Origin of the sequence: Salipaludibacillus agaradhaerens, assembly GCF_002019735.1 — a bacterium.
In the GTDB taxonomy this organism is placed as follows: domain Bacteria; phylum Bacillota; class Bacilli; order Bacillales; family Salisediminibacteriaceae; genus Salipaludibacillus; species Salipaludibacillus agaradhaerens.
In genome coordinates this window covers 2,799,715-2,817,351 of the sequence record NZ_KV917378.1, presented here as the reverse complement: position 1 = coordinate 2,817,351, position 17,637 = coordinate 2,799,715, and the positions used below count along the sequence as shown (strand labels likewise).

Below are 17,637 nucleotides of genomic sequence, written 5' to 3'. Positions count from 1 at the left end.
AACTGGGGCTCTCTGTATAGAACAACGTATTATTTACTCTTCTCTTCATTGCCTATAAATGTTTAAACATTTTTAATAGACTAACATGGTGAGACTGTGCTGTAAATCTTTTTTTGAATTATGACCATTCTTCGATCACTTTTTCAGCTAGCTTAGTCAGTATCTCCTTAGCCTCAGACGTCACATAACGGTTATTCTTTTTTTTGTTTAAATGCTCAGTGTACTTTTTTATAAAGTGGACAGCTTGACCTTCATTCCCTCGTTCCCTTTGCTGGGAGGCTTGCCGAAGAGCGTTTTCTAATTGTCGAATGAGAGGTCCTTTAATACTGCCATCAGAGATATAATCGTTTGTTGCGCTTTCTAACACCTCAAAAGGATCACGAGATGGTTGGTCCTCTAAGCCAGGATAATGAGCTATAGGAATAGGGACGTATTTCCAATCCATATCAGAGGCGAAATAAAAGCTTGGATATGACGGCTGGTTATAACCAACGTTTTGCCATGCGGTCCCAGTGCGGTATTGGGCGTCATGCATTAATGTGTAGAGCTTTCTGTCTGTTTCCTCGTTATTCATATAAATACGAATGGCAGAGCTATCTTCTGTACGGACGAGAAGTTCTTCACGCCAGTCACCAAAAATATCCGCCACGAGCGAAGGATTTCCTTTCGTATAATTATTCGTTAACGTACCTTCTGCCGTGAGCAGTCTGCCTTCTTGCCAATCATCGATGGTTGGTGTTACATCGATAGCGCCATTGATGATTTGAGTGGTCATGTTGGGAGACCATTTAATATTCATATTCGTTCCCGGCGCTTCAGGTCCAATGTACTCACCATCTGCTGTCCAGAGGCCGACAGCCCATGTTTCTAATCCTCGCTTAGTAGGATCAATATCGCCTACCATACCACGTCCTGTATCTTCACCAGTGTAATCACCGTAAATGACTTCGCCCGTTTCTGCATCTCGTAACGCATACCCATATGGCGCCCAAGGACCTCCTTCGAAGACCATATAAATTTCCTGGCCAGGTCTATCTGGGTTAATATTCGCTACATGGAGGGCATCTCCATGACCTAAGCGCACAGTGGTGCCTGGATCAGCACTATCCTCTGGAAGTGTATCTTTAGAACTGTAAAGTAGTGAACCATCATGGTCAATTGTTGCGGCACCATAGATAATTTCTTGTTTCCCGTCACCATCCACATCAGCTACACTTAAAGAATGGGCTCCTTGAGTCGTGATCGTCCCAAACTCCTCATCTGTGCCATCTACGCCATGGGGACTGTCATTAAAAGGATTAGTCATTGGCGCCCACCCACTGTCCACGTACCACTTTTCATGGAGTGATTCACCATCCCAGTCATAGGAAACAAGGGTTGTTCGTGTATAATAACCACGAGCGAAAATGGCTGACGGTTCTTCTCCATTTAAGTATGCAACCCCTGCGAGGAAGCGATCGACGCGATTACCAGGTTCAATACGAGCCATAGCATAATCTCCCCACATAAGCCCGTCATCATGACGTTCAGGTTTATAGTGGATGGTCTCTAATTCTTCACCGGTTTCTCCATTAAAAACAGTTAAATATTCTGGGCCTTCAAGTATAAAACCTTCAAAGTCTCGAAGCTCATTACGACCACTTCTCCCAGGTGCGTACTCGTCAATAAAATAGTCTACGAGACTTTCAGCATCTCCACGTGATAAAGGGTAAGAATAACGATTCTCAATGCCAAAGCTTTCTTCTAAGGTTTTAGGCCATTGCTCGTTAACCACTTCTTCATGTTCATGCCAATTCATGAACAGTTGAACGAGATGTTCGATATAGTCATCATTACTCATACGATAATCATCATCGTGACTGTACCCAGCTTCAATGTCTTCACTTGGCATAGTGATATAATTTTCAGAAACGATATTACCATTTTCATCAAACCGCATTATTTTTGTCCCTGGAGCAGTCTTAAACATTAATTCTGCATGACCATTCCCGTCAAAATCATACACGAGAAATTGTGTATAATGGGCACCTGAACGAATATTGACACCTAAATCAATCCGGTATAACAGTTGTCCATCGAAGGTATACGTATCAATATACGTATTACCTGTATATCCTTTTTGAGAAACATCTTTAGAATTAGATGGATCCCATTTAACAACAAATTCGTATTGTCCGTCTCCTGTCACATCCCCAACACTCATATCATTTGCATGGTACGTGTAGGCCTCACCAACTGGTGTGACACCATCTTCTGGTTTTTGTAATGGGAGATCATAATAGTCCTCTTCCCAGGGTATGACTGATTGGCTGGCATCTATTTCTTCCCCATTTATGACGGCTTTCACGGTATACTCAGATGTATTTTCCCCTTTTTTATCAGTATAATTTGTACTGTCTTTCACGTTGGCGATTTTTTCCCCATCTCGATACACGTTAAAATGAGCACCGGTCATTCCATTATCAGAATAACCATCCACTTCATGGCCTAATAGACGCCAACTTAAGAAAATGCCATCGTCGTTTGGTAAGGCGATCAACCCTCTATCAAGGTTTTCCAATTGAATGTTGAACTCTTTTCCAGTATGGGAAACAACGGTTTTAGAAGTGGCCACTTCTTTGCCATTACGAACTGCAGTGACTTTAAAATAGTGCTCCACGTGTGTAGAGCGCTCAAATGTATATGAGGTATCCTTCACGGTATCTATATGCTTATATGTCATGTTTTCAGTATCTTTATCAGCCCAATAAATATGGTAACTATCAGCCTTCTTATAAGATTTCCAATCTAACGTAACGGAATCAGCTGTCACATTCGTAATTTGAAGACCTTTTACACCTTTACCCTTATGAGCATAAGCGGTGTGAGATTGGGACTCAAAGGATGGTAACATAAATGACCACGTCAACATAAAAATAAGGACTAACATAAAATTTTTTTTGCGCATACGTTCAACTCCCTTTCCAAAATTAGATTGACATACGCAATGAATACTCTAAGAGGATAGTTAGAATTTAAGCGCTTACATTTTAATATAATAAAATATGTCACCTCCTTTTGTTCCATATTTTCACACATAATAGCTTTTGATAGTGTTAAAAAACTATCAATTAACAACGAAATGAAAGAATAACAAGAAATTACCTCACTTTAGGAACGAAACTATCAATATTAATACTAGATTTTAGGTTTAAAAAAGCCTTATTAATAATGGGAAATGAGGATGTTAATGCACTAGAACAAGATTATAAGCATATAGTGTAGCAATTCATGGCACAATTTATAGGTTTAGAGGATGATAGGTTGGCCGATACTGATCAAAAGGGGGTGAACCTGTTTTGGAAGAATTGTTACGTACAGGGAGGACGTCTGTGAAAGATTGTCTGATATGTAAAAAAGAAAAGCAAGACGGCATACACATTTTGGGAGTATTTATTTGTCATAAGTGTGAAAAAGAAATGGTTCGTGCAGATGTCACAGATGATTGTTATAGTGAATATGTAGAACGATTAAAAGGATTGGAAACTGAGATGTTTATACATGGAAAAAAGAAGCAGGTCACTAAATAACCTAGCTTCTTTTTTTATAAAATAAGTTTAATATAAAATTGCCGGAAACGCCCAATTTGTTTTATTTACGTTATAAAAAATTGAGTTAAAAGGCTTGTATTATTTTTAAAGGCAATATGTCACGGAGTTCGTTATAATAGTAAGAAGGAACATAAGAGAAAGTAGGCATTTTATGAAGCAAAGTGATAAACCATTATTTAATAAATTGATTAAACATGCTAATAAAACACCGAACTCGTTCCATGTGCCAGGTCATAAAAATGGTGATGTATTTGGGAAGGAAAAGTCACTATTTAGCTCAATACTTACAATCGATCAAACTGAAATTACCGGTTTGGACGATTTACATAATGCTGAAGGGGTTATTGCGGAAGCGGAGAGACTGACTGCTGAACTTTACGGGGTTCAGTCAACGCACTTTCTAGTGGGGGGTTCAACAGTAGGTAATTTAGCAATGAGCCTTACTTTTCTTAAGCGAAACGATAAGGTGATCGTTCAGCGGAACAGTCATCAGTCAGTTTTCCATGGAATAGAATTGGCAGGGGCCCACCCCATTTTTATTGAACCGGAAAGAGACCCACTATCTCAATTAGTGTTAGGCGTGTCTATTGAAACATTACAAGAAGCGATAAAGCGTTATCCAGAGGCAAAAGCTGTCTTTATTACTCAGCCATCTTATGAAGGTTATACACAATCGTTAGTTTCTCATGTTAAAGCAGCCCATGGCGCAAATATGGTTATTTGTGTAGACGAAGCACATGGGGCTCATCTTCTGACAGCAAATAAAAACAGTTGGCCTGAAAGTGCTGTGGCTGCAGGGGCAGACGTCGTCATCCAATCAGCGCATAAGACATTACCAGCTATGACAATGGCCTCTTGGCTACATATTAATAGCACCTCCATAACAGCGGAGTATTTGTCTTATTACTTGCGATTATTACAATCGAGCAGCCCGTCATATCCATTAATGGCGTCACTTGACCTTGCTAGAGCGTACGTTGCTACCATCAGTAGTGCTGATTGGAAAGAGAAAGCTCTTAAAATGAATGAATTTAAAAGAGCGTTTAAAACGGATCACGAGTGGTTTTGTGCGTCTCAAACAATCAATCAATTTACACAAGACCCTTTAAAAGTGGTTTTTATTACCCCTTTACAAGGGCTACCTTATTTATGGAAGCGAAGAATGGAAAAAGAGAATGTGTATCCCGAACTTGTTTCACCACATCATCTTCTTTTAACATTACCGCTTACGTGGGATAGCAACAAGACAGAGAAGTGGGTCCCATTTTTTCAACGGATATTTCAACATTCTTTAGTGGAAAAAGGCCATTTTAAACGATGGAAACCTCTGCAACATGATTCCCAGAAGAAACCTGTCTCAGCTCAACGACTGCCATTTGAAGAGATGACTACAGCAACTCAAGATGTTAGCCCGTGGGAGAAAAGTGAGGGAGCCATTGCGGCAGAAACAATCACACCTTATCCTCCAGGAATTCCCCTCATTATAAAGGGGGAACAAATCACATATAATCATTTGGAACAGCTAGCAGACTTAATTGAAATGAAAGCAGCTTTCCAAACAGGAAAGCACTGGATAGAAGAAGGAATTAAGATATTTTCAATATAGAGGAGAATGCATAGTGTCAGGGTTATTTATTACGTTTGAGGGTGGTGAAGGGGCAGGGAAATCAACTGTTCTTTCTCGTATAAATGAACGACTTGTAAAGGAAGGGTATAACGTGCTGGCAACACGTGAGCCTGGTGGAAGTCTCATTGCCGAAAAAATAAGGCAAGTGATTTTAGATCCAGTTCACACTGAAATGGACAGTCGGACGGAAGCATTGCTATATGCGGCTGCAAGAAGACAACACCTTGTCGAGACGGTCCTGCCTCATTTAAAGAAGGGGGGACTAGTCCTTTGTGACCGTTTCGTGGATAGTAGCCTTGTTTACCAAGGTGTTGCTAGAGGGATAGGGGTAGATGATGTTAGAAATATTAATTTATTTGCAACGGAAGGTAAATTACCGGACTTGACATTATTTTTTGATGTTGTTCCTGAAATAGGTCTAGCCAGAATTACAAACCACGATGGTCGAGAATTTAATCGTCTTGATCGTGAATCTCTAAAATTTCATGAACAAGTCAGGGGGGCTTATCATCAGCTTCATAAGCAAGAGCCGGAAAGAATTCGCATGGTTGATGCCTCGCATCCATTAGAAAAGGTGATGGTGGAGACTTGGGAAGAAATTAAGCAGTTTATTGAGGGCTAAAAGTGATGACTAATAAGCAAGATGAAGGCTCTATTTTAGTTATTCTTCGTTAACAGGATTAACAAAAGATTAACTTCATGCCGTGACTTGCGTATAATAAAAGAAACAGTATTATTTAGCTAACATAGGGATAGCATTATGTTTTTATAAATCTAGGGTCTTGAGGAGGGTGAGAGGCATGAAACTTATTATGGCGGTTATTCAAGATAAAGATAGTAATAGACTGTCAGAGGCACTGGTGGGACATGATTTTCAAGCGACAAAGTTAGCCAGTACTGGAGGTTTCCTTAAAGCTGGAAACACCACCTTTATGATTGGGGTTCAAGATAAAGACGTAGACATGGTACTTAGTATTATTAAGGAAAATTGCCAGGCAAGGGAACAGCTTGTAGCTCCTATCTCCCCAATGGGTGGAAATGCTGATTCTTATGTGCCTTATCCAGTAGAAGTTCAAGTTGGGGGAGCCACTGTCTTTATTTTACCGGTAGAACAGTTCGAAAAATTTTAAAAGCATGATCTGACATAACTGGTATTTCTGAGGGGGCGGAAGTGTGATCGTTCAAGGTTGCCTTACTAAGAGTCGTCTTCGAGCAATACTTTTAACTAGTTGAGGAGTTATTGCCATGAGAAATTGGAAGGAAATGGCCGAAACCCAACCGGCAATTGTAAAAATGTTAACAAATAGTGTCACAAAGGGGCGGCTTGCACATGCCTATCTCTTTTCAGGGGGACGAGGGACAGGAAAAAAAGCGGTAGCCTCTCTGTTGGCAAAATCTTATTTCTGTGAACAGAAAACAGGTTCAGAACCTTGTCAATCTTGTAAAGAATGTCAGAGAATAGATTCTGGTAACCACCCGGATCTTCATGAAATTTCTGCTGACGGTACCACGATTAAAGTGGAACAGATTCGGCAGTTAAAAAAAGAGTTTAGTTTACGAGGTATGGAATCCCATAAAAAGTTTTATATTGTAAATGAAGCGGATAAAATGACAGATGCAGCAGCGAACAGCTTGTTAAAGGTACTTGAAGAACCCGATGGGGAAGCGGTGGCTGTATTGATAACGAGCCATATCCAGAGGATATTAAAAACCATTCTTTCCCGAGCTCAAGTTCTTTCGTTTGCGCCTCTACCTGTCGATAAATTGGTTCACCAATTAGTAACGATTCATACTATTAATGAAAAAGATGCACTTACAGCTTCGAGACTGACTTCTGATATGGAAGAGGCTCTCCAACTATGCCAAAATGATTGGATTGCACAGGCAAGAAATAAAGTGATACAATTAATTGATGATCTTACTTTGCGTCCAAGGTATGTATTCATAACGCTGCAGGAAGAATGGATTCCTTTTTTTAAGGAAAAAACAGATGTGCAGATAGGCATTGATTTACTGATGCTTTGGTATAGAGATGTGATTCGGGTACAAGTAGAACAAACGGATCAAATCGTTTATATAGATCAAGAGGACAAGCTTCAGGATCAAGCGCTAAAGCTGTCACAAATGAAGCTGGGACATAACCTCCAGGCAGTCATGGATGCGAAGCGTCGATTGGATGCAAATACTGCTCCCCAGCTATTAATGGAGCAATTGCTTCTTCGGTTACAGGAGGGATAACGTGCATCAAGTTGTAGGTGTCCGATTTAAGAAAGCCGGGAAAATATACTACTTTTCCCCTGGCGAATTTAATATAAATCGCGATGATTATGTCATTGTAGAAACCGCCCGCGGGGTGGAGTTTGGTAAGGTAGTCATCGGGGTGAAGGAAGTGGACGAAAAGGATGTCGTCCTGCCTTTGAAAAATGTCCTTCGTCTAGCGACAGAAAAGGACAAGCTCACCGTTACTGAGAACAAACAAGAATCTCAGAAGGCTTTTAACGTGTGTCTGGAAAAAATTGCAGAACACGATTTAGAAATGAAGCTCGTGGATGTAGAATACACATTTGATCGTAATAAGGTGTTGTTTTACTTTACGGCTGATGGCCGCATCGATTTTCGCGAACTCGTTAAAGATCTTGCATCTGTTTTCAGAACGAGAATTGAATTAAGACAAATTGGGGTTCGTGATGAAGCGAAGATGTTAGGTGGTATAGGTCCATGTGGACGGATGCTATGTTGCTCAACATTTTTAGGGGATTTTGAGCCAGTCTCAATAAAAATGGCGAAAGATCAAAACCTGTCTTTAAATCCAACAAAAATTTCAGGGTTATGTGGACGGCTTATGTGCTGTCTCAAGTATGAAAATGACATGTATGAATCCGCAAAAAAAGAATTGCCTGACTTGAATGAGAAAATTGAAACGAGTATGGGTAGAGGAAAAGTTGCTGGACTAAATATGTTAGAGAGACTTGTGCAAGTGGAATTGTTTGAATCAGGACAAGTCGTTGAATATACTTTGGATGAGCTTCTGCAAGAAGGAGCAATAGCCACGGAAACCACGAAATAACGAGGTGTGGGACACGTGAATAAAAATGAGATATTTGCCCGCGTCAGTCAAATGGAGGAGCGAATCGGTGATCTTCACCATGAACTAGGGGAGCTGAAGGATCAGTTAGCATTACTTCTTGAGGAAAATACCCATCTTCAGATGGAGAACGATCATTTACGAGAGCGAATGATGAGAGAAACAACTAAAGAACACCAGAGCAATCACACCGATGAAAATAGCATTGCGGACGACAGAATTCAAGCTGGATTCGGAGAAGGTTACGATAATCTGGCTCGTCTTTATGAAGAAGGCTTCCATATCTGTAATTTACATTATGGTAGCATTCGAAAAGAAGGAGATTGTCTCTTCTGCCTGTCATTTCTAAACAAAAAATGAAGAGTGATAAACTTAAAAAGTCTTTCCATAAACAGGAAAGGCTTTTTAACTGCATCAATATTCTAGGGAATTCTATTATCTCCATTAAAAAGAAGACGATAACAGTCATGTATGTGAAGGAGTAATAAATAATGAAACAGGATATGCCGATCGAGAGGCTTGATTATCTTCCAGGGTTGAAACGCCAAATTTATCAACGTTCAGATATTTTTTCATATTCTATGGATGCGATTTTATTAGCTAAATTCGTGACGCTTCCTAAACGTGGGGAGAGCCGTATTATTGACCTTTGTACGGGAACAGGTGCTGTGCCTCTTGTAATGAGTCTCAGAACGAGATCATCTATTGATGCAGTAGAAATTCAGCCGTTACTTGCAAAACTTTCAATGAAATCCATGAGGCATAACAACATACATAACCAAGTTAATGTGATAGAAGCTGATATTCGAGAACTTCAAGAAACCGTAACATATGGAAGTTATCATATAGTGACATGTAATCCCCCTTATTTTCCTGTTACAGCCGAAAAGGGGAAAAATCTTAATGAGCATCTCTCAATTGCCAGGCATGAAGTCATGTGTACACTGGAAGATGTTATAAGAGCTGCATCAAAATTATTGATGGCGAAAGGAATAGTGGCTCTCGTTCATCGACCCGAGCGCCTCGTTGAAATCGTGACCATAATGAAACAGTATCAATTAGAGCCTAAGCGACTACAATATGTGCACCCGAACAAAAATAAGGAAGCCAATATGGTATTAATCGAAGCCGTAAAAGAGGGACGCCCTAGTATTAAAGTACTTCCCCCGTGGATTGTTTATGGGGAAGATCACACTTATACAAAGGAGTTTAAGAGACATTATGAGTGATCAGCATTATGTTTATGTTTTAAAATGTAAGGATGATACTTATTACACAGGATACACAACAGATATTTGTAAGAGAATAAAAGTACATGAGAATGGAAAAGGAGCCAAGTATACACGTGGCCGAGGCCCACTTTCTCTCGTATATGAGCAATGTCTCACAACTAAATCAGATGCACTAAAGCGAGAACGACAAATAAAGGCGTTGACCCGAAAAGAAAAAGAACAACTTATACAAAGTTGGCAGGAGGTTAATCCGGAATGAATGAGCAACGAAGTTTTATACTAGAAAACGACCAACAGGAAGGAGCCCTTTATCTTGTACCAACACCAATTGGTAACTTGCAGGATATGACGTTTAGAGCAATTGAGGTATTAAAAGAAGCTCATATTATTGCGGCAGAAGATACGCGTCATTCAAAGAAATTATGCCATAAGTTTGAGATTGATACGCCGCTTCTTAGTTACCATGAACATAATAAGCGGGAAAGAGAAGATGAACTTGTGCAGCGAGTTAAAAATGGTGAGATGGTGGCACTTGTTAGTGATGCTGGCATGCCAGCCATTTCCGACCCTGGGGCAGACCTCGTCCATCGCTTTAGACAGGAACAACTGCGGGTTATCGCCCTTCCTGGAGCAAATGCAGCTGTGACGGCCCTTGTGACGTCAGGACTTCCTACTGATAATTTTACATTCATTGGCTTTGTGGACCGCCATAAAAAACAGCGGAAAGTCCAATTGGGAAAGTGGGTCACCACACCTTCTACATTAATTTTTTATGAAGCACCTCACCGTTTAAAAGAGATGCTATCAGCAGTTTATGAAGTGATGGGGAATCGACGAGTCGTCGTATGCCGAGAACTAACGAAGCACTATGAAACGATCATAAGCGGTACCATGGAACAAGTAAGAGACTACCTTAATAATACGGAAATCAAAGGAGAATGTGTCGTCGTTATTGAAGGGGCCTCTGAAGAAGAGCGTGCGATGGCAGAAGAAACACCATGGTGGCAAAATATGACGCTTATGAGTCACATTGAAACATATATTGAAAAAGATGGAGACACCTCTAAGGAGGCCATTAAAAAAGTAGCCAAAGACCGACAAATGCCCAAGCGGGAAGTTTATCAAGCTTATCATGTAAAGGAAGAGGAATGATAACGTTGTTTGCTATAGAAGACTAGGTTAGGGTAATACGAGTAAAAAAGGGAACTCATCTCGTGATGTGGGAGATGGTTTTTAAAATGTAAAAGTAGCCTAAAAGTTAATTGAGGACAATATGTCCTTATTTTTTGTATAAACAGCAGACTGCTCTTTACTCGGGTTATAATTCTTGCGAGATTTATAGTAGTTAGAACTCATAATCGCAAAAGGTAATGAGAGTTTTTCTAAGCTATCTTTGCTGTCATTACGTAGTCCAGATGTTATATTCTTTCTACCCATAGTATAATTAGAACTATATTTAAGGATAATTTTTACATAAATGTATTTTATTTATTTTTATTAAGGAGAGATTAAGAATGAAAAGAATCATTTATGCTTACCTTTTGATGATAATTGTTTTAAGTGCATGTCAGGCAAACGGTGAAGCGATGTATGATGCAGGGCAAGTGGATGAGTTAAAAGAAGTACGATTATCTGAGTTTAAATCCTTGGATTCCTTGAATGAAGAGTTTGAACATCTATTTTCGGAAGAGAAAGAGCTTGATATATTCAGAGAACTTATCAAAAGTACTCAAAAAAGGCAACAACGTGATGAAGAATTAATCTATGATTATGATGTGTGGTTAGTATATGATGATAATGCCGAAAAAGGCATTCATCTAGGCAAGAATGATGAAGATAGAATAGTTTTAAAATATATAGGCGAAAGTACAGATGAATATGTTGCTAGTGAGGAGGCCTCTAGGAAACTTATTGATCTCCTCTACTAAACGATTTGGCATACTGACTATTAATGAGCTCAAGATAAAGAGCAACATATTATTCGAGTGGTGTTATTTATAGGCGAGGGTGAGGGCGTGGCAACTTAGTTAGACTTATGCATAAGCTTAAAAACTTAGCATTTGAATTTATGGAAAACAAATAAAGAGACCTCCTTTTAAAAGGATGGTCTCTTTTATAAAATCTACTTATTTTTCTTGCTTTTCAATGTAGTTTTCAAGCTCTCTTACAATTTCTTTAGCACCGATTGGGCTTAGAATGATTTTTCCATTTGCTAAAGAAAGGTTGTCATCAGAAACTTCCCCAGTAATCTGACAGGTCATGTTTGGCTTATACTTTTTAAGAACGATACGCTCGTCATCAACGTAGATTTCTAAAGCGTCTTTCTCAGCAATATCCAAAGTACGGCGTAATTCGATTGGAATAACCACGCGTCCTAATTCGTCAACTTTACGTACAATACCGGTAGATTTCATAATATAAATCTCCTCTCAATTTTTATTTTTGTCTATTTCACTGGAGATAAAACCAGCGTCATTATTCGACAAAATTCTTGTAAACTCAGAATACCAACTCTTCCAGAAGAAGTCAATTAAAAAATGATAAAAATTTTATATTTTTTAGTAATTAGTACAAAAGACCGATTCAGACACCTTTATTTTTTATTGGCATACAAATTCATACAACAACGTCATTATATCACTTTTAAGTATATCTGTCATTATACTTGCTATTTCGACAAAAATCGAGTGTGTTTTAGCGGTAATGTATCTGATTTGTCACATTTTAATAACTGACACAACATTCATTGTAAAAAAACGAACTATTATTTGATGATCGTCAAATGCCGTGATTAAGAATGTCTATTTGGGTATACCCACTTTACAGAACAATTTAACAGAATAAGAGTTATTTTTTAACAAAGTAGGTTAAAATAAAGGAGAGTTACGGAAATCTTGACAGTTGATTCTCCCTTAGGTATATTCTGAGTGAGACATAAGTGAATGGAAAAGTTAAATATATTAGTTTCTGATGATGGGATGAGTAAAAAGGAAGCTCATAACAGAGAGCCGGGAAAGCTGAAAGCCGGTATGAGTAGCCCTTTTGAATATGGTCTTGAGAGGAACTGTTTTTCGAGCCTGAGTTATCAACTAGGTAAGATAAACACGGTGCTGCACGTTAGACAGAGAACCAGCTGCGACCTGTTTAAAGGAATCACAGCTAGTAAGAGGTTGACGGCACAGCTGTCAATAAATCTGGGTGGTACCACGTGAGGTAAACTCTCGTCCCTATGGCGGACGGGTTTTTTTTGTTTTTTATCACAGATAAAAGACGCTAATGCTTTGATTCACTCAACGACCCCTCAGTGGGAGAAGTACGAAAACTTCCTCTGTGAAGGTTCGTTTTATGATGTTAAAACATTTAAGGAGGATGAAACAATGGCAGAGAACGATAAAACGTTTTATATTACGACGCCAATTTATTACCCAAGTGCAAAACTACATATTGGCCATGCTTACACGACGGTTGCAGGGGATGCAATGGCAAGGTATAAGCGTCTTCGTGGCTATAATGTTAGATATTTAACAGGAACAGATGAACACGGTCAAAAAATTGAACAAAAAGCGAAGGAACATGGTGTAACACCGCAAGAATTCGTAGACGACATTGTGGCTGGTATTCAAGATCTATGGAAGAAACTCGATATTTCGTATGATGATTTTATTCGTACGACGGAAGAACGACACAAAAAAGTCGTCGCCAAAATATTTGACCAGTTACTAGAGCAAGGGGATATTTACCTTGGTGAATATGAAGGATGGTATTCTATTTCTGACGAGACATTTTATACTGATTTACAGCTCGATGACAAAGAATATGACCATGACGGAAAGATTATTGGTGGAAAAAGTCCTGACAGCGGTCATCCCGTAGAGTGGGTGAGGGAGCAATCTTACTTTTTTAGAATGAGTAAATACTCCGATCGTTTACTAAAATTTTATGAAGAGAATCCGGAATTTATCCAGCCGGAGTCACGTAAAAACGAAATGATAAACAACTTTATTAAACCTGGTCTTGAAGATTTAGCTGTGTCAAGAACATCATTTGATTGGGGAGTGAAAGTTAATAGAGATCCAAAGCATGTTGTTTATGTGTGGATTGATGCCCTTTCTAACTATATTACAGCATTAGGTTATGGCAGTGAGGATGATAAAGACTATCGGACTTTTTGGCCAGCGGATGTCCATCTTGTAGGTAAGGAAATTGTGAGATTCCATACAATATATTGGCCAATCATGCTGATGGCTCTTGACCTTCCTCTACCGAAAAAAGTGTTTGGGCATGGATGGCTTCTAATGAAAGACGGTAAAATGTCTAAATCAAAAGGAAACGTGGTGGATCCTGTCCCATTAATCAACAGATATGGTTTGGATGCCCTTCGTTATTATTTACTTCGAGAGGTGCCATTTGGAGCTGATGGCGTGTTTACACCGGAAGGTTTTGTGGATCGTGTAAATTATGATTTGGCTAACGATCTCGGAAATCTACTTAATCGGACTGTAGCGATGATTAATAAATATTTTGATGGACAAGTACCTGATTATGTGAAGGATGCTACCTCCTTTGATGAGTCACTTGTTGATCTTGTCTCTTCTACCATTGACAAAGTGGAAAAAGCGATGGAAGACATGGAATTCTCCGTGGCTTTAACGGCAATTGGCCAACTTATTAGCCGTACAAATAAATACATTGATGAAACACAACCGTGGATTCTTGCTAAAGATGAGCAAGCAAAAAGCCAATTAGGTTCGGTTATGCACCACCTAGTAGAATCTTTACGCCAGATATCGATCCTTCTTCAACCATTTTTAACGGAAACCCCACCAAAAGTGTGGGAGCAATTAGGCATTTCGCATGAACTAACTACTTGGGAAACATTAGGAACATTTGGTCAAATCCCATCTGGCACGACCGTCATTACAAAAGGGGAGCCACTTTTCCCACGTCTTGACGTTCAAGAAGAAGTGGCTGAAATTATAAAGATGATGGGTGGTACGCCTATTTCAGAAGAATCGAAGACTGAAGATGAAGACACAGATATGGCTGTGCCTGAAGTCGATGAAATCACGATTGAGGATTTCTCTAAAGTAGACCTTCGTGTCGCAGAAGTTATTCAAGCTGAAAAAGTAAAGAAAGCAGATAAGCTACTAAAAATACAGCTTGATTTAGGTTATGAGAAAAGACAGGTCGTCTCAGGGATCGCAAAATTTTATGAGCCTGAACAATTAGTAGGCCAAAAAGTTATTTGTGTAACGAACTTAAAGCCCGTCAAGCTTCGAGGGGAACTATCTCAAGGTATGATTCTTGCTGGCTCTAATGATAAGGATTTAACATTAGCCACAGTCGCTAAAAACCTACCAAACGGCTCGCAAGTTAAGTAAGAGATAGTGACGATATTACACACTAATTAGCACATTGGTAAAGCACTGATTTAACGCCTTTCCGGCATCATTTTTGATCTGGAGGGCGTTTGTTACCTAAAAAAGGAGGAAACCATGCTTTTTGATACACATGTTCATTTAAATGCTGATCAATTTTCAGATGATGTGGATCACGTCATCGAAAACGCGAAACAGGCAGGTGTCGAAATGATGCTTGTAGTAGGGTTTGACGAAAAAACAATCAATAAAGCCATGGACTTAGTTGATCACTATGATTTTTTGTATGCAGCAATCGGTTGGCATCCAGTAGACGCCATCGATCTCACTGATGAGTACTTAACATGGATAGAGGAGCTGGCTAAGCACCCGAAAGTAGTGGCTATTGGCGAAACGGGCTTAGATTATCATTGGGATAAATCACCTGTTGACGTCCAAAAAGAGGCATTTAGAAAACAGATTCAATTAGCAAAGAAATTAAAACTTCCGCTCATCATTCATGATAGGGAGGCACACGAAGATATTGTGCAAGTGTTAAAAGAAGAGAAAGCGGAAGAGGTAGGGGGTATTATGCATTGTTTTGCAGGTGACAGCGAGATTGCGCAACAATGTCTAGAGATGAATTTCTATATTTCATTTGGAGGGCCAGTGACATTTAAGAATGCCAAACTGCCGAAAGAAGTAGCTAAGAACATCCCGATGGACCGCTTGCTTATTGAAACCGATGCCCCATACCTCGCCCCGCATCCTTATAGAGGAAAACGGAATGAACCAGCCCATGTGACGTTAGTAGCCGAAAAAATAGCCGAATTAAAAGAGCTTTCCTATGAGGAAGTGGCACAAATCACTACCGAAAATGCTAAAAGACTTTTCGGGATATCTTGACATGAAATTATGGCGAATGGTGACAAACTTGTCCCTATTCGTTTTTTTTATTCGGGGTTCTACAATGTCCATCGCTGACATACTCTTGGAGTGTCGATAAGATTCTCTTGTTGAAGGACTAAAAATTCAATATAGTGGGTGATAATATGTGATGACATATGAATTTAATAAAACAGACAAAAATTAGGGAATGGAAGTGAAGTAGGTATTGATACGAGTGAATTTAGTTATTTTTACCTGGATATCAGGATAGTCTCTCATCAAAAGAATTATTAAAGAGAAAGTTGACAAGAAAAAGGGGGCAGCGTATAATTCGTTTTCGTGAAGGAGGGGTTCAACTATGATTCAATGGACAAAGCAGCTTCCTGTGCGTTTTGCATGGCGGAAGATTGCCGTATCCAGTGTTGGCGTCCTAACGTTGATGACTGTTCTTGTCTTAGCTATTTATGAAATTACAAAGACAGAAGTGATGGTTGAAACAAATGGCGAATTACTATCTGTCTATACACATGCATCAACGGTAGGGGAAGTGCTGGATGAACAAAACATTGAAATAGGCGAACATGATCTTATCAAACCAGCTACAGATACAGCAATAGATGACACAATGACGATCATATATAAAAACGCCCAAGAAGTTTATGTCCATCTTGATGAGAAAGAGGATACCGTATTTACAACGAGTGAGACGGTTGGCGAATTGATGGATGAACTGGATATTGAGGTGGGGCAATACGATGATGTTAAACCATCAGTGGAAGAGCCAATCGTTGAAGGATTAAATATCCATTATGATTCGGCATTTCAAGTTACACTATTTTCTGATGGTGAAGAAGAAACACTTTGGACTACTTCGACAACGGTCGCTGACTTTTTAGAAAAAGAAAGCATCACCTTAGAAGAACTGGACCGCGTTGAACCGTCTGAAGACGAGAGACTCGTAGAAGAGACGGATATAAATGTTATCCGGGTAGAAAAGGTCACCGATGTTGTGGAAGAAGCTGTAGACTTTGCGACTGTCACAGAAAATGATTCTTCATTAGAAAAAGGATCAGAGAAAGTGAAGCAACAGGGACAGCAAGGAAAAGTAGAAAAGCATTATGAAGTTGTTTTTGAGAACGGTGAGGAAGTTTCTCGTGAACTTGTAAAGGAAAATGTCGTTGAAGAGAGTGAAGATCGTATAGTAGCTGTCGGTACTCAGCAACCGCCTGAAACGGTCTCACGTGGGTCTAATTCCTCTTCAAATTCTGGCTCTTCATCAAGTGACAGTTCTTCCAGTAACGAATGGAAAACGTTCACTGCCACTGCGTATACGGCAAATTGCAATGGATGTTCTGGCGTGACGTCAACAGGAATAGATTTAAATGCCAATCCTGATGCTAACGTTATTGCTGTAGACCCAAATGTTATTCCACTTGGATCTCGTGTGGAAGTAAAGGGACACGGAACGTATATTGCTGGAGATACGGGTGGTGCTATTCAAGGTAATAAAATTGATATATTCATCCCTAATCGTGACCAAGTCAGGGCATTTGGAAGACGAACAGTTGAATTACGTGTATTGGACTAATATGATATGATAATGGCACAGAGGCTTACCCTCTGTGTTTTTCTTTTTTCAATAACAATTCTCATACTCGGTGAATAACCGCTTCTATATATAAAGACGAAAGAGATCATCATAAAGTTTCGAAAAAAAGAAAAAAAATTAAATTTTTTAGAGAAAATACTGATTGATGCCCATCATCTTGGATTTTACTTGAGTGAATTCCATAATGACAATATATCAATCGTCCGTAAAACGCCCCTAATTAAAGGCCGTTTTATAAGCAATAAAACG

At 39.3% G+C, this 17,637-nt stretch carries 16 protein-coding genes and 1 other annotated feature (1 of these 17 only partly in view); of the genes, 14 read left to right on the top strand and 2 right to left on the bottom strand.

Going from position 1 to position 17,637, the window contains the following annotated elements:
• Positions 1-58 (bottom strand) — a binding site (T-box leader); it reaches 196 nt to the left of the window's first position.
• A 60-nt stretch (positions 59-118) separates the two neighbouring features.
• Positions 119-2,947, bottom strand: a complete 2,829-nt coding sequence (locus tag BK581_RS13225; RefSeq protein ID WP_078578609.1) for a rhamnogalacturonan lyase family protein — start codon at positions 2,945-2,947, stop codon at positions 119-121.
• Between the two features lie 391 nt (positions 2,948-3,338).
• Here BK581_RS13225 and BK581_RS13220 point away from each other — a divergent pair, with 391 nt between their 5' ends.
• The 11 genes from BK581_RS13220 (at position 3,339) to BK581_RS13170 (ending at position 11,462) form a co-directional block, all read left to right on the top strand.
• Positions 3,339-3,569: a sigma factor G inhibitor Gin gene (locus tag BK581_RS13220; RefSeq protein ID WP_245829037.1), complete on the top strand. Its 231-nt coding sequence runs from the start codon at positions 3,339-3,341 to the stop codon at positions 3,567-3,569.
• 172 nt (positions 3,570-3,741) lie between these two features.
• Positions 3,742-5,196: an aminotransferase class I/II-fold pyridoxal phosphate-dependent enzyme gene (locus BK581_RS13215; protein ID WP_078578608.1), complete on the top strand. Its 1,455-nt coding sequence runs from the start codon at positions 3,742-3,744 to the stop codon at positions 5,194-5,196.
• A 13-nt stretch (positions 5,197-5,209) separates the two neighbouring features.
• Positions 5,210-5,839 carry a dTMP kinase gene (gene tmk / locus BK581_RS13210; protein ID WP_078578607.1) on the top strand — a complete coding sequence of 210 codons (630 nt, stop codon included), beginning with the start codon at positions 5,210-5,212 and terminating at the stop codon, positions 5,837-5,839.
• A gap of 178 nt (positions 5,840-6,017) precedes the next feature.
• Complete coding sequence (locus BK581_RS13205) at positions 6,018-6,347, top strand: cyclic-di-AMP receptor (protein WP_078578606.1); 330 nt, start codon at positions 6,018-6,020, stop codon at positions 6,345-6,347.
• Positions 6,348-6,462: 115 nt separating this feature from the next.
• Positions 6,463-7,455 (top strand): DNA polymerase III subunit delta', encoded by a 993-nt coding sequence (gene holB, locus BK581_RS13200; protein ID WP_078578605.1) that lies wholly within the window; start codon positions 6,463-6,465, stop codon positions 7,453-7,455.
• A gap of 1 nt (position 7,456) precedes the next feature.
• Positions 7,457-8,284: a PSP1 domain-containing protein gene (locus tag BK581_RS13195; protein ID WP_078578604.1), complete on the top strand. Its 828-nt coding sequence runs from the start codon at positions 7,457-7,459 to the stop codon at positions 8,282-8,284.
• Positions 8,285-8,299: 15 nt separating this feature from the next.
• Positions 8,300-8,662 carry a DNA replication initiation control protein YabA gene (yabA, locus tag BK581_RS13190; RefSeq protein WP_078578603.1) on the top strand — a complete coding sequence of 121 codons (363 nt, stop codon included), beginning with the start codon at positions 8,300-8,302 and terminating at the stop codon, positions 8,660-8,662.
• A gap of 131 nt (positions 8,663-8,793) precedes the next feature.
• Complete coding sequence (locus BK581_RS13185) at positions 8,794-9,531, top strand: tRNA1(Val) (adenine(37)-N6)-methyltransferase (protein WP_169837703.1); 738 nt, start codon at positions 8,794-8,796, stop codon at positions 9,529-9,531.
• On the top strand, positions 9,524-9,793 hold the full coding sequence (locus BK581_RS13180) for a GIY-YIG nuclease family protein (RefSeq protein ID WP_078578602.1): 270 nt from the start codon (positions 9,524-9,526) through the stop codon (positions 9,791-9,793). Before BK581_RS13185 ends, BK581_RS13180 begins: the two co-directional genes overlap by 8 nt.
• On the top strand, positions 9,790-10,686 hold the full coding sequence (gene rsmI, locus BK581_RS13175; protein ID WP_078578601.1) for a 16S rRNA (cytidine(1402)-2'-O)-methyltransferase: 897 nt from the start codon (positions 9,790-9,792) through the stop codon (positions 10,684-10,686). Before BK581_RS13180 ends, rsmI begins: the two co-directional genes overlap by 4 nt.
• Before the next feature lie 362 nt (positions 10,687-11,048).
• Entirely contained in the window at positions 11,049-11,462 is a 414-nt protein-coding gene (locus BK581_RS13170) for a hypothetical protein (RefSeq protein ID WP_078578600.1), read from the top strand.
• Between the two features lie 198 nt (positions 11,463-11,660).
• Here BK581_RS13170 and BK581_RS13165 read toward each other — a convergent pair whose 3' ends face one another.
• Positions 11,661-11,948 carry an AbrB/MazE/SpoVT family DNA-binding domain-containing protein gene (locus tag BK581_RS13165; RefSeq protein WP_078578599.1) on the bottom strand — a complete coding sequence of 96 codons (288 nt, stop codon included), beginning with the start codon at positions 11,946-11,948 and terminating at the stop codon, positions 11,661-11,663.
• Positions 11,949-12,911: 963 nt separating this feature from the next.
• Here BK581_RS13165 and metG point away from each other — a divergent pair.
• The 3 genes from metG to BK581_RS13145 all read left to right on the top strand — a co-directional run bounded on the left by metG (position 12,912) and on the right by BK581_RS13145 (position 17,367).
• Entirely contained in the window at positions 12,912-14,915 is a 2,004-nt protein-coding gene (gene metG / locus BK581_RS13155; protein WP_078578597.1) for a methionine--tRNA ligase, read from the top strand.
• A 114-nt stretch (positions 14,916-15,029) separates the two neighbouring features.
• Complete coding sequence (locus BK581_RS13150; protein ID WP_078578596.1) at positions 15,030-15,797, top strand: TatD family hydrolase; 768 nt, start codon at positions 15,030-15,032, stop codon at positions 15,795-15,797.
• Positions 15,798-16,137: 340 nt separating this feature from the next.
• Positions 16,138-17,367 carry a G5 and 3D domain-containing protein gene (locus BK581_RS13145; RefSeq protein WP_078578595.1) on the top strand — a complete coding sequence of 410 codons (1,230 nt, stop codon included), beginning with the start codon at positions 16,138-16,140 and terminating at the stop codon, positions 17,365-17,367.
• Positions 17,368-17,637 lie beyond the last annotated feature (270 nt).